This window comes from Gordonia oleivorans (assembly GCF_040044975.1).
GTDB classification, from domain to species: Bacteria; Actinomycetota; Actinomycetes; order Mycobacteriales; family Mycobacteriaceae; genus Gordonia; species Gordonia oleivorans.
In genome coordinates this window covers 15,501-28,458 of sequence record NZ_JBDZDI010000026.1, presented here as the reverse complement: position 1 = coordinate 28,458, position 12,958 = coordinate 15,501, and the positions used below count along the sequence as shown (strand labels likewise).

The 12,958-nt window shown below is 68.6% G+C and carries 13 protein-coding genes; 6 read left to right on the top strand and 7 right to left on the bottom strand.

All coding sequences use genetic code 11. The features are described from left to right. The first annotated feature begins 67 nt into the window (after positions 1-67). Positions 68-244, top strand: coding sequence for a hypothetical protein (locus ABLE92_RS23530; RefSeq protein WP_348807225.1), 177 nt, complete (start codon positions 68-70; stop codon positions 242-244). 197 nt (positions 245-441) lie between these two features. Here ABLE92_RS23530 and ABLE92_RS23525 read toward each other — a convergent pair whose 3' ends face one another. Next, positions 442-1,062: a TetR/AcrR family transcriptional regulator gene (locus tag ABLE92_RS23525; protein ID WP_348807224.1), complete on the bottom strand. Its 621-nt coding sequence runs from the start codon at positions 1,060-1,062 to the stop codon at positions 442-444. Between the two features lie 61 nt (positions 1,063-1,123). On the opposite strand from ABLE92_RS23525, the gene ABLE92_RS23520 reads away from it, so the two are divergent. Further along, positions 1,124-1,771: a lysophospholipid acyltransferase family protein gene (locus ABLE92_RS23520; protein ID WP_348807223.1), complete on the top strand. Its 648-nt coding sequence runs from the start codon at positions 1,124-1,126 to the stop codon at positions 1,769-1,771. Between the two features lie 216 nt (positions 1,772-1,987). Here the strand turns inward: ABLE92_RS23520 and ABLE92_RS23515 are convergent, their stop codons facing one another. From ABLE92_RS23515 to ABLE92_RS23495, 5 genes are read right to left on the bottom strand one after another with little or no spacing between them, the layout of a single operon-like run. Continuing rightward, entirely contained in the window at positions 1,988-2,917 is a 930-nt protein-coding gene (locus ABLE92_RS23515) for an EamA family transporter (RefSeq protein WP_348807222.1), read from the bottom strand. After that, positions 2,914-3,330 (bottom strand): (deoxy)nucleoside triphosphate pyrophosphohydrolase, encoded by a 417-nt coding sequence (locus ABLE92_RS23510; RefSeq protein WP_348807221.1) that lies wholly within the window; start codon positions 3,328-3,330, stop codon positions 2,914-2,916. Before ABLE92_RS23510 ends, ABLE92_RS23515 begins: the two co-directional genes overlap by 4 nt. After that, a complete protein-coding gene (locus tag ABLE92_RS23505; protein ID WP_348807220.1) occupies positions 3,327-4,397 on the bottom strand; it encodes an ABC transporter ATP-binding protein in 1,071 nt (356 codons plus the stop codon). Before ABLE92_RS23505 ends, ABLE92_RS23510 begins: the two co-directional genes overlap by 4 nt. Continuing rightward, positions 4,397-6,025, bottom strand: a complete 1,629-nt coding sequence (locus ABLE92_RS23500; protein WP_348807219.1) for an ABC transporter permease — start codon at positions 6,023-6,025, stop codon at positions 4,397-4,399. Before ABLE92_RS23500 ends, ABLE92_RS23505 begins: the two co-directional genes overlap by 1 nt. Next, entirely contained in the window at positions 6,025-7,011 is a 987-nt protein-coding gene (locus ABLE92_RS23495) for a thiamine ABC transporter substrate-binding protein (RefSeq protein WP_348807257.1), read from the bottom strand. Before ABLE92_RS23495 ends, ABLE92_RS23500 begins: the two co-directional genes overlap by 1 nt. Positions 7,012-7,403: 392 nt before the next feature. Here ABLE92_RS23495 and ABLE92_RS23490 point away from each other — a divergent pair, with 392 nt between their 5' ends. From ABLE92_RS23490 to ABLE92_RS23475, 4 genes are all read left to right on the top strand, one after another. After that, positions 7,404-8,255, top strand: coding sequence for an Rv1157c family protein (locus ABLE92_RS23490; RefSeq protein WP_348807218.1), 852 nt, complete (start codon positions 7,404-7,406; stop codon positions 8,253-8,255). A gap of 230 nt (positions 8,256-8,485) precedes the next feature. After that, the gene (locus ABLE92_RS23485; RefSeq protein ID WP_348807217.1) at positions 8,486-9,424 is read left to right on the top strand and encodes a hypothetical protein; all 939 of its coding nucleotides are present in this window, start codon (positions 8,486-8,488) and stop codon (positions 9,422-9,424) included. Further along, positions 9,421-10,689: an alpha/beta hydrolase family protein gene (locus tag ABLE92_RS23480; RefSeq protein WP_348807216.1), complete on the top strand. Its 1,269-nt coding sequence runs from the start codon at positions 9,421-9,423 to the stop codon at positions 10,687-10,689. The genes ABLE92_RS23485 and ABLE92_RS23480 overlap by 4 nt, the downstream gene beginning before the upstream one ends. Further along, positions 10,686-11,375 carry a lysoplasmalogenase family protein gene (locus ABLE92_RS23475; protein ID WP_348807215.1) on the top strand — a complete coding sequence of 230 codons (690 nt, stop codon included), beginning with the start codon at positions 10,686-10,688 and terminating at the stop codon, positions 11,373-11,375. Before ABLE92_RS23480 ends, ABLE92_RS23475 begins: the two co-directional genes overlap by 4 nt. A gap of 15 nt (positions 11,376-11,390) precedes the next feature. Here ABLE92_RS23475 and ABLE92_RS23470 read toward each other — a convergent pair whose 3' ends face one another. Further along, entirely contained in the window at positions 11,391-12,869 is a 1,479-nt protein-coding gene (locus ABLE92_RS23470; RefSeq protein ID WP_348807214.1) for a sugar porter family MFS transporter, read from the bottom strand. Positions 12,870-12,958 lie beyond the last annotated feature (89 nt).

The window sequence follows — 12,958 nt, the reverse complement described above, 5'->3', positions numbered from 1 at the left end:
CCATCCGGGAGACCGCGATCACAGCAGGTCGACCGGCACCGGCAGGGCCGATGCTACGGTCATGGGCATGGGCAAGCCCAACCCGGCGAAGGTACGCGATCTGACGCCCAAGAAGAAGTGCTGCAGGTCGAAGACCCGCTGCGTCCGCTGCCCCGTCGTCATCCACCGGATGGCGAAACTCGACATCGCGGGCATGAGCAAGAAGGACCTGAACAAGGCGCTCAAGAAGGCTCGCGCGGCCTGAGGCGCCGGCGGCACTCACCTACCCACGGACAGCGCTCAGCTCCGCACTGACAGCGCCCTCTCCTGCGTTGACAGCGCTCACCTCCTCACTGACAGCGCTCCCCGCACCGTTGACAGCGCTTCGTACTTCACTGACAGCGCTCTCGATGTCGTTGACAGCGCCCGGCCTGACGTTGACAGCGCCCTCACCCGCAGCGATCAGCCGATCGCAGCCTCGACGACGCCGACGAGGAGTTCGCGCACATCGAGGTCGATGATGTCGGCGACCGGGTCGAGTGCGCGGGTGGAGGCCAGCACCGCGATGCCGTGGATCGACGTCCACAACGTCACGGCGCGACGCCACCGACGCCCCTCCGACATGGGGGCCTCTCGCTTTCCCGACGGTGCGGTGTCGATCGCCGCGTCGAGCACCCGACGGAGTTCGGTCAGCAAGGGCACCGACAGGCTGCGCAGGTCACCTCCGGCACCGTCGAGGATGTCGTGCCGAAACATCAACGCGAACATGGCGCGTCGCCGGACCGCGAAATCGACATACGCGGAAGCGGCATCGAAGAGCCGTGTCCGCGGGTCGCAATCGCTGCCGAGGATCGGCCCCAGCTCACCCGCCAGGTCCTCGAGACCCGACCGGGCCATCGACGCCAGCAGGGATCGGTGCGTCGGGAAATATCGGCGCGGCGCCCCGTGCGACACCCCTGCCCGTCGTGCGATCGCCCGCAGGCCCACGCCGTCGATGCCCTCGGACTCCAGCAGCTCGATCCCGGCGGCGACGATCCGGCCGGACGTGGAATCCGCCGGCGTTGCACTCGTCGAACTCGTCATGTAGACATTGTCTACCAGTTGCGGCGTAGACATTGTCTACGGTGACCGATGAGGGGGAACCATGTGGTACGCGCTCGCCAAGTACGCGGCGATCGGACCGATCCTGCGCATCGTGACCCGCCCGCAGGTCGTCGGACGCGAACACCTGCCGCGTAACGGTCCGGTCATCCTGGCCGCGAACCATCACGCGTTCATCGACTCCCTGCTGCTCTGCCTGATCTCCCGACGACGGGTCACCTTCGTCGCCAAGAGCGAGTACTTCGAACGTCCGGGTGCGATCGGCGCCGCCACCCGATGGTTCTTCTCGGCCATGGGCCAGATCCCGATCGATCGGCGCGGCGGCGCACACTCGGATTCCGCGCTCGGTGCGGCCATCGACACGTTGACCCGCGGTGAGGTCTGGGCGATCCACCCCGAGGGCACGCGCACGCCGGGTGACGCGGTCTATCAGGGCCACACCGGTGTCGTCCGGGTGGCCCAGGCCACCGGTGCGCCGATCATCCCGATCGGCCTGCGGGGCAGCGCACGGGTGAACCCACCACACACCCGGATCTGGCGTCCGCACCGCGTCGCCGTCGTCATCGGACGCCCCGTCGAATGCGAAGACATCGCGAACTCCGACCCCCGGGCCGCCACCGACAGGATCATGCGCGAGGTGGCCGTCCTGGCCGGGCAACCCTACGTCGATACGTATGCCTCGCGACCATGAGCCTCATCGCCGCGACATTCAGCGGAGGCGCCGTCAGTGAAAAGCCGGACGCCGTCAACGAATCAAGAGCGCTGTCAACGGAGAACTGAGCGCTGTCAACGGAGAACTGAGCGCTGTCAACGGGATTGAGAGCGCTGTCATCGAAAAACCGAGCGCTGTCAGCGTCGAGGAGGGCGCTGTCAACGACGGTGGGCAGCGGAGTTCGCCGGCCGGCAATCAGCTCGGGGGTGGCGTCGCCCGGCCGTCTCCGGTGACGGCACCATCGGTCTCGGCACCGTCGGCGTCGTTCACGGCGCCGGACGGCCGGACCGCCTGGACGACGATCGCCGCGGCCACCGCCGCGATACCCACGATCTCGACGGCGGGCGGGATCTGCCGCAGCACGATCACTCCCACGACCGCGGCGGTCACCGGCAGCAGGGCGAGCAGGATGGCGAACTGCGCGCGCCCGACGCTGCGCAGGATCACCTGGTCCAGTGCATACGGCAGTGCCGTGGACAGGATGCCCAGCAGCACACCGAGACCCAGCAGCCGAAGGGTCGGGGCGTCGGGATCGAACGCGTCGGTCAGGCCCCAGGCCAGCGGCGAGGTCAGGACCGCGGCGACGACGAAACCCGTTGCGAGATCCTCGATCCCCGAACCGCGCAGCGCCACCCGTTTGCCCAACACGATGTATCCGGCCCAGCACGCGGCGGCGATGAGCGCGAACGCCAGCCCGGCCGGCGTCGCCGACCACTGCACGTCGACGATCAACGCGACACCCACGACGGCCAGCAGCAGGGCGGCGATGTCGCGCCGCGTCCGGGAGCCGAACGCGGCCACGGCCACCGGACCCAGGAACTCCAGTGCCACCGTGGTTCCCAGTGGTAGTCGGTCGAGCGCCTCGTAGAAGGCGATGTTCATCGCGGCGGTGATCAGGCCGAACACCCCGGCAAGCACGAGTCGGTCCCGACGCCAGGCCGCCACCGGCGGACGCACCCACACCACCAGGGCGACGGCGGCACCGGCGATCCGCAACCACGCCACCGCGGCGGGCTCGAGACGATCGAACAGGCCCACCGCGATCGCGGCCCCGAGGTACATCGACGTACCGCCGACGAGCATCAATCCCGGCGCCGTCAGCGTCTGTGCGAGCCGACGACTCATCGCGAGCGCTCCCCCAGCGTCGCCACCAGTTGTGGCAGCCACGCCGTGTCCGCGGGCACCATCTGTGCCGCGGCGGCCAGTGCCGTCAACTCCTCGGCATCGACCCACCGTACGGCGCGATGCTCGAGCGCCACCGGCTCGCCGTCGACGACCCGCGCCCACATCGCCACCAGGACGAGGTCGCCGCTCAGCGAAACATGTTCGCGCAGAGCCTCACCCACGCTGACGTCGACGCCGAGCTCTTCGGCCAGTTCCCGGCGCAGTGCCGCCGCGTCGGACTCCCCCGGCTCCGCCTTGCCGCCGGGCAGCTCCCAGAGCCCGGCAACCTCGGGCGGTCGGTCACGTTGCGCGAGAAGAAGTTTGCGGCCCGAGGGATCGATGATCGCCCCGGCCAGGACATGTCGGGGCGTCATGACCCGATCACCGCCACCCGTTCGGGCACCAGGCGCAAGGTGACGACGTCGCCCACGCCGACCGACGCCGGCCCGACCGCGTCGTACTCGCCGGACTCGGTGCGCACCCGTAGTCGCGGTCCGGACGGCAGGTCGGCGACGACGAGGACCGAGCCCCGGATCGCCGATCCTTCTGCCGACGATCCCTTTGCGGTCGCACCGACCGGCGTCGCCCGGACCGACTCGGCCCGCAGGCCGAGTTCCACGGAGTCCGCGGCGACATCGAGGTCGATGTGCCCGAGGCCGGTGTCGAACCGGCGCGGACCGGCGTCAGAGCCGGGGCGGGCGTCGGCGGTCGCCGTCGCCGGGATCACCGAGGTGCATCCCAGAAACCGTGCGGCCCAGGCATCGACGGGCGTGCTCCATAGTTGCGCCGGGGTGGCCGACTGGACGATCGCACCGTCGCGCATGACCGCGATCGAGTCACCCATCAGGGCCGCCTCGGCATGGTCGTGGGTCACCACGATCGTCGGGGTTCCGGCCTCCCGCACGATCTCGGCGATCTCGGTCGCGAGGCTGTCCCGCAAGCGCCGATCGAGTGCGGCGAGGGGTTCGTCGAGCAACAACAGACGCGGCCGCGGGGCCAGCGCCCGCGCGAGCGCCACGCGCTGCGCCTGCCCGCCGGACAGCGCCTCCACCCGGCGATTCCCGGTACCGGGCAACCGGACGAGGTCGAGCATCTGCGCCACCCGCTCGGCGATGGCGGCCCGTGACCACCTGCGCATCCGCAGACCGTAGGCGACGTTGGCGGCGACGCTGCGTCCGGTGAAGAGTTGACCGTCCTGGAAGACCACGCCGAAATCGCGTCGATGCGCGGGGATCCCGGCGAGATCCACGCCGTCGAAGCGGATCGTCCCGGCATCGGGTCGCTGCAGTCCGGCGACCGCCCGGATCACGGTGGATTTGCCGCAACCGGACGGCCCGAGCAAGGCGGTCACCAGCGAATCAGGGCCGCCCACAATCCAATTGAGATCGTCGATGATGGTCTCCGAACCGTAGGAGACGCGCAGACCGCTCAGCTCCAACATCAGATCAGTGTCCCCGTTCGCGGCCGGAGGAACTCCACGAGGAGCACCGCACCGGTGGTGACGAGCACCAGCACCATCGAGGCCGCCATCGCGGTGGCCAGTTCGGTCGCTCCCGGTCGATTGAGTGCCGACCCGATCATCACCGGCAGCGTCGTGGTGTCGGCGCGTGCGAGGAAGCTGGTTGCGCCGAACTCGCCGAGCGCCATCACGAAGGCGAATCCGCCTGCCGCACCGACAGATCGGCCGATGAGAGGCAGATCCACGGTGGCGAACACCCGCAGCGGCGAGGCACCGAGTACCGCGGCCGCCTCACGCAACCGCTGCGGCACCGCCTCCAGTGCCGGGATGACGATGCGGACGACGACGGGTATGGCGATCAGTGCCTGCACGCATGGGATGACCAGCGGCGAGGCCGCGACCTCCGGCGGGAGCGCGGCGAGCACGATGAGGTAGCCGAAACCCAGTGTCACCGCACTGATTCCGAGCGGGATCATCGCGAGTCCGTTGCCGATCACCCCGGCCACCCCCCGCGAGCGATGCAACGCGAGACCGGCGAGCAGACCCACCACCACCGCGATGACCATCGCCAGCAGTGCGGTCGTCAACGAATACCGCAGTGTGGCAAGGGGCGTCACACCGTTGACGGGCACCGACATGGCCCGGTACCCGTCGAGTGTCCACTGCCCACCGACGCTCGGACGCACCGAACGGATGGCGAGCACCAGGATCGGCCCGACCAGCAGCACCAGGGTCCATGCCCATGCGCCGATGACCGCGAGCCAGGTGAGGCCGCCGATCGGCGGCGGGCGACGGCCGGCCCGGGCCGAACCCGACGACGAGCCGGTGTCGCTGAACACCCTGCTACACACCAGGACCGCGACCACGACCACGATCTGCAGCATCGACAACAGGACCGCCTCGGGGATGCGGAAGTAGCCGACCGCCTGGGTGTAGATCTCGGTCTCCAGGGTGCGCAGCGCCCCACCGCCGAGGATGATGATCACCCCGAAACTGGTGGAGCAGAACAGGAACACCAGGGTGGCCGCCCCGCCCAGCGCCGGCAGCAGCCTCGGCGCCACCACCGTCCACCAGGCGCGCGAACGTGAGGCCCCCAGGGTGCGCGCGGCCTCCTCGGCGCGGGTGTCCAGCGATCGCCACGCCGCCCCGACGACCCGCACCACCACCGCCACATTCAGGAAGGCGTGTGCGGCGAGGACGGCGTTCCACCCGTCACCCACGCCCAACCCACCGAGCGGACCACTGAGCAGCGCCCGAAACGCCACGCCCACAACCACGGTCGGCAACACGAATGGCACCGTGACGATCACCGTGAGTACCACCGACCCCGCGCCGGGCATCCGGGCGTAGAGCCAGACGATCGGGAACGCGACGACGAGCGCGAGCAGCGTCGACGCGCCCGCCTGGGCGAGCGTGACTCCCAAGAGGTGCCAGGCGTGGGTCCGATCGATGAGTGCGCCGATCGAATCATCGGGGTTGCGCACGGTGATCGCGCGCCGGACCAGTGCCGCCACCGGCCACAGGAAGAAGATCGCCAGAAACGCCACCGGGATCACCCGGAGCGCGACTGCCCCACTGGCGGTAGCCGCCCGGCCGGGAGTTGCGACCATCAGCGACCGACCGCGGCCCGCCACTGCTCGAGCCACGAGTCCCGGTTCGCGGTGACGTACTCCGGCGGCAGGGTCACCGTCCACTGGGGTAGCGGGGCACGTTGCGCCCAGCCGTCGGGCAGCGGCGTGTTCTTCTGCACGGGATAGACATACATCGACGACGGCAGTGCGCGCTGCACCGTCGGACTGAGCATGAAGTCGACGACCTTGCGTGCCCCGGTGGCGTTGCGGGTGCCCTTGAGGATGCCGACGTATTCGACCTGACGGAAGCACCCGTCGAGCAGAGCGCTCGTGCCGGGTGTGGCGGCCGGCGACGAGGCGTAGGACAGCACGATCGGCTTGTCCCCGTGACCCTCACCCGCACTGAACAGTTGGTTGTAGGCGATCTCCCACCCGGAGACGATGGCCGCACCGCCGCCGCTGACGTCCTTCCAGAAGGACTGCCAGTTGCTCCCGAACATTCCGACCGTGGTGAGCAGGAACGCCATTCCCGGCGACGACGTCCCCGGGTCGAGCAGCGCGGCCTGCGCGGCGAACGTCGGCTGGGTCAGGTCACGGATGCTCTTCGGCGGTTGCTGACCGCGGCTGGAGTACCAGGTGTCGTCGATGTTGAGGCACACGTCGCCGCGGTCGACCGCCGTCAACTGATCCTCGGCACCGGCGACCGCGAACTCCGAGGCACCGTTGGCGGCCGCGGGTGGGGCGTAGGCCTCCAGCGCCCCGGCGTCGATGGGGCGGGAGGCGAAGGTGTTGTCGATGCCGTAGACGACGTCGGCCTTGGGCGATCCGGGGGTCAGCGACACCGTCGAGGCGAGTTGGCCCGCATCGCCGCTCTTGATCACCTTGAGCGTCAGTCCGGTCTCGTTGCGGAAGGTGTCGAGGACCTCCTGGGGCAGGCTGAACGAGTCGTGGGTGAGCATCGTGACCTCGGCGCCGGACTGTGCGTCGTCACCACAGGCGGTGATCGTGGCCGCCCCGACGATCATCGAGATCAGTGCGACACCGACACGCACGAGTCGTGCGGGCGCCGGCGATCCGGCCTGTCGGACACGGCGATATGGGTTGCTCACGGGACTCCCTGTACGGGTGATGCTGGACGGTGATGCGGTGAACGATGGAGCGGTGAAGACGGCGCGCCCACGGGAGCACACCCGCTCGATCTAACCAGGTCGTCGACCGTGACACGACACCACCAACGACACACCATCAGTAACAATTGCATCAATAGTCACATCAGCAACAGGACGGGCGCGATAGGCTGCCTGGACACCGCCCCTCCCACGGGGCTTAGACTGATCCGCGACCTCGTGGGCCCGCTCCGATGTCGGCCCACACCGACTCCTGTGAGGACACCAGTCTCGTGCGACACCCTGCATCGATGCGACGACCCCATCGCCTGATCGCGGCCACCACCGCCGCCCTCGCGATGTCGTTGGCCATCCCTGCCGTCGTCTCCGCAGCACCGACGACACCCGCCGCCCCGTCCACATCGGCGGCGCCGACGACCCCGACCCCCCAGCCGGATCAGCGAACCCTCGACTCGCTCGGCGCGTTCGCACCCGCGATCATCGGCTCGGTGACCACGCCGGGTCCCGACGGGCAGATCAATCCCGATCTGATCCGCCAGGCGCAGGCCATGGCCGACAATCGGCAGCTGCCCGCCCAGGTCCGCGAGATCTGGCAGCAGATCGTCGATTTCCTCGGCGAGCCGGGTGAACGTCAACTCGCCGCCGCACAGGTCGCCGAGCGCCGGGTGGCCAAGCCGGGCGAGCCGGAGATCCCGCAGGGCCCGGGCGCACCGAAGATCCAGCAGTTCCTCTACCCGACATTGGGCTTCGGCTGCATGCCCGGCAGTGGTAACTCCCTCGGGGGCAACTCCCTGGGCCGCGCCCTGGTGACCGCCGGCCCGCAGGCCGCACCGGCACCCGGCCCGAAGCGCGGTCAGGCCGGATACGTCTACACCAGCCTCGGAACGGGTCCGGCGATCAACAGCCCGTCCCGGAAGCTGTGGGCCAGCTGGATCAACATCGACAACGGTCGTACCGGGCAGACGCAGCTCAAGCGCAACGACAAGATCAACGCGACCAGCGGACCCGGAACGTTCACCGGCATCGCGAGCACCGGCAAGGGCCGCATCATCTCGACGATCTACGGCGACGTGACCACCAGGACCAAGGGACGCGTCATCTCCTGCACGATCGCGCCGACCATCGGCCTCGCGATCATCTGAGCACACCCCCGACGCCAGCGCCCCGGCCGACCGGCCGGGGCGCTGCTGCGTTCCGCAGCATCTCCCTGCGACACATCTCCCGGTGACCATCTCCCACTGATCGCGGCCACGTCACAACTCGGCTTCTCAGCTTGTTCATATCGCATCATTCGTGTTCTCTTTTAACTTGAGCATCATCTGTCACATCCGTCCCATCTACGCGGTGGGGCGTTTTGCCGTTGAGGAGAACCATGAGCAGCGTCATCCGTACCCGACCCCGCCGCCTGATGACCACCGTCACCGGCCTCGCCGTCGCGGTCACCGTCGCAACCGGCGGCGCAGGGCTCGCGCATGCCGCCCCGGCCACCACGCCGACAGCACCGGCGTCCCCGGCCGCCCCCTCGACGGCGACACCCTCGACTCCGAACGGTCTGCTGCCCGACGAGATGGAACTCGGCGCCGTGCCCCTCGACAGCGCACTGGCCCAGGCCGTGCGCACACTGAAGGATGCCGGCGCCGATCAGATCGCCCTCAAGGCCGCCGAGACCATCAAGAACAGCGTGGGCCAGATCTCCCCGGATCAGATCACCGCATTGCTCGGACAGTTGCCGCTCGATGGCCTGAGCGGCGGCGGAACCGCCGTTGCGGCGAGCACCGACGTCGCGGCCTCCACCGATCCGCTGTCGGTGCTGCGCACCTTGGGAATTCAATCCTTCACGCCATCGGTGGCACCGTTCTGCGCTGCCCCCACCGCCGACAATCCGCTCGGCCTCGTCACCGCGGGCGCCGGTGCGGTGGCCGGGCCGTGGCCGATGAAAACCGAACCGACCACCGCCCTCAACACACTGCTCCAGCAGTTCTTCCCGAACCTTCCCGCCCTGAAACCGTTCAACCTCGTCCAGGACGGTCAGACCGCCTATGCGTTCGTGCCGGCCACCGCGACCACCGGCGGCAAGATCCAGGTGGCGTGGTTCAACACCAGCACCCTGCAGGGCGGGTTCGCCGACCTCGAACCCCTCGGCGGCGAGAACAACGCCATGCTGTCGAAGATCTTCGGCCAACTCGGCGCCGTGCGTCTGGCACCGGTGACCACCGGCAACGGCACCATCCTCTCGGCGGTCTACGGAACCGCCCAGAACGGCACCACCACCTGCTACTTCCTGCCCGCCGTCGGCGTCGTGACCGCATGATCACCATCCGACGCAGACCCCGCTGGGTCGCACGCAGAACCCGGACCGCCACCGCGGCCGTCGCCACCGCGATCGCCGTGGCGACCGCAGTCACCGGATCGGTCATCGGGCTGGCCCAGGCCGATCCCGAGGCCACCGTCGATTCGGCGTCGCCGGTCGACACCACGACCTCCGCGCCGACGACGTCAACGGGAACGGGAACGGCGGCGGCGGCAAGTGCCGGCGGCGGTGCACCCGGGACCGTCTACGCCAACCGACAGATCCCGGGCTCACGCCTGTACGCGGGCGCCGGCAGCGGCCATCAGTTCACCTACTGGAGCGTGGGCGCCGACGATCAGCCACATCTGTCGACCGGGTCGCTCTACCTCCCCACCCGGCCGGCACCGCGCGGCGGCTATCCGGTCGTGGCGTTGGCACACGGCTCCCGCGGCATCGCCGACGACTGTGCACCGTCGGTGCACCCGACCGACGCCGATCTCGACCAACTGCGCACCTGGCTCGGCCGCGGCTACGCGGTGGTCGGCACCGACTACGCGGGGCTCGGAACCAGTGGCACCCCACAGTATTTCGATCTCCAGGCCACCGCACGCAACATCGTCGACGCGGTGGCGGCCGGCCACGACATCTCCGACCAACTGTCCAAGAAGTGGGCGGTGGTCGGCGAGGGTCAGGGCGCGTCCGCGGCGGTCGTGTTGGCGCGCGGTGTATCCGGTGCCCGCAGTGCGGGTCTGGACTACCGTGGCTCCGCGGCCACCTCCATCCCGGCCGAATTCGCCTCCGTGATCGGCAAACTCGGGCCCACCACCACGGTCACCGCACCCCCGGTGTGGGTGGCCGACGCGCTGTACACCCTGGCCGCGATCGGTGAGGCCCACCCCGAGGTCGGCCTGAGCGCCTATCTCACCGACACCGGACGGACGTGGGTCGCCAAGGCCAAAGACCTCTGCGTCGGAGACCTCACCCGCGCGGCCACCGGACTCGACCTCGGCTCGTTGTTCAGCAAACCACTCGCCGGCAACACCGACCTCACCACGCTGCTGACGAGCGCATCCACCCTGCCGACCCGCGGATTCACCCGCCCGGTGCTGATGTCGCAGACCCTGCAGGACTCCGCGGTGATCGTGCCGTTGACGCTGAAGTACATCACCGACGCCCGCGCCGACCGCCTCGTCGACGGCCGGACCTATCTCACGCCCATCGGGTCACAGGCGGAGACCATGTCGGACAACGACGTCCGCGCCTTTGTCGCACGTGTGACCCGGTGATCTCGCGGACCTACGTCGCCGCCGCCGCGCTCGCCTCCGTCGTCGGCGCCGTCGGCCCGCGACGCACCGCCGCCGTCACCAAGCCGATTCCGTTGGCGCTGTTGGCCGGTGAGGTCATCCGCGGGTGGCGGAACCGGCCGGGGATCGACAACGTCCTGCTCACCGCGGCGGTGGCGTTCTCTGCGGCCGGCGATCGGGCGATGCTCCTCGAGGAGTTCACCCCACCGTCGCCGGCCGACGGTGAGCGTCGGCTCACAGTGGGGCATCCGTTGACAGTCAAGGACTCTCGGCTCGCATGCGGCGCCACCCTGTTCGCGGGTGCGCAATTGTCCTACTGTGCGCTGCTCTGGCGGCGGGGCGTTCGACCCCGTGCACACACCCTGCTCCCACGGGTGGCGGTCCTCGGTGAGTCCGCCGCCGTGATCGCCGCGCATCGGCCTCGACTGCTCGCGGTGCTCCTCCCCTACGGCAACACCCTCGCCACTATGTCGGCTCTGGCCGCCGACGCACCGACGAATCAGCCCGCGCTACGGGTGGGCGGGTTGCTGTTCCTCGCATCAGATCTGACGATCCTCAACCGGCGCCACCTGATCGGCGACCCGGGCCTGCGCCGACTGTCCGAGATCTGGGTGCTGGCAAGCTACTTCGCGGCGCAGGCCCTGCTCATCGACGGCCTTGCGGACTGACGATCACCGAGGTGATCACTTGGCCTTCGACGCGGCCTTGCTCGCGCGGGCCGACAGTTGGGACTCGGCGACCGCATCCATGTCCTCGAGTTCCATCCCCTTGGTCTCACTCACCTTGAACTTGACGAAGAAGTACGACGCCGCCGCACAGAACGCGAAGAATCCGTAGATCCAGCCGAGTCCGACCACCTTGCTCATCTGCGGGAACAGCATCGAGATGATGAAGTTGGCGATCCAGTTGAACGCGGTGCAGACACCCAGTGCGACACCGCGAATGCGGTTGGGGAACATCTCGCCGAGCATCACCCACATGACCGGCCCCCAGGTGGCGGCGAAGGCGATGACGAACAGGTTTGCACCGATGAGGGCGATGGTGCCCCAGGGGTCGGCGAGCGAGGTCTTCGGTTCACCGTCGACCACCATGGTGGTGGCCTGGGTGAACGCCACACACGCCATGACCAGACCGATGAACATGCCGACCGAGCCCCACAGCAGCAGCACCCGGCGCCCGATCCGGTCGACGAACAGGATCGCCACGAATGTCATACCGACGTTGATCGCCGAGGTGATCACCGACGTCGTGAACGCGTCATCGGTGGAGAATCCGACCGACTCCCACAGCGTCGTGGAGTAGTAGAAGATCGCGTTGATGCCGACGAATTGCTGGAAGATCGCCAGCCAGATACCCACCCACACCAGCGGATGCAGTCCGAAGGACGGTCCGCGGATATCCGAGAGCGAACTGGCCTTCTCCCGTTTGACCGTCAGCCGGATCTCCTTGACCCGATCGAGCGGATTCGGCTCACCGGTCACCTCCTGCAGGATGCGGGCGGCCTCCTCATCTCGGTTGCGGCCCACCAGATATCGCGGCGACTCCGGGATCGACAGGGCGAGCAGACCGTAGATCACCGCCGGGACGACGCCGACGAGGAACATCCACCTCCAGGCCTCCAGGCCCCACCACAATTCCTGCTCGGGACCACCGGCAGTGTTCTGCAGCAACGTGTCCGAGAGCAACGCCGCGAAGATTCCGAGGGTGATCGCCAGCTGCTGCATCGACGCGAGTGCACCGCGGTAACGGGCGGGTGCGATCTCGGCGATGTAAGCGGGCGCGATGACCGACGCGATACCGATACCGAGACCGCCGAGGACGCGCCAGAGCAGCAGATCCCACAGGGTCTGGGTGTAGGCGGTTCCGATCGCCGAGATGACGAACAGGATGGACCCGAGCAGCATCACCCGTTTGCGACCCCAAACGTCGGCGAGCCGGCCGGCGAACCACGCGCCCACCGCACATCCGAGCAGAGCGATCGCGACGGCGAATCCGTTGACGAGGAAGCTCAATTCGAAGGTGTCCTGGATGGAGCTGACCGCGCCGTTGATGACCGAACTGTCGAAACCGAAGAGGAATCCACCGACCGCCGCGGCGATGGACACCCCGATCACCTTGGCCGTGTGTTGTTCTGCGATCTCCGCATGATGCGCTTCAGACATGGAGAACCCATCTGTCCGGGTCCGTCGGTTGGAATCGATCGGACGACTGCGGCTTACGCTACTCGGCCAAGTGGTGCATTCCGCGGGAT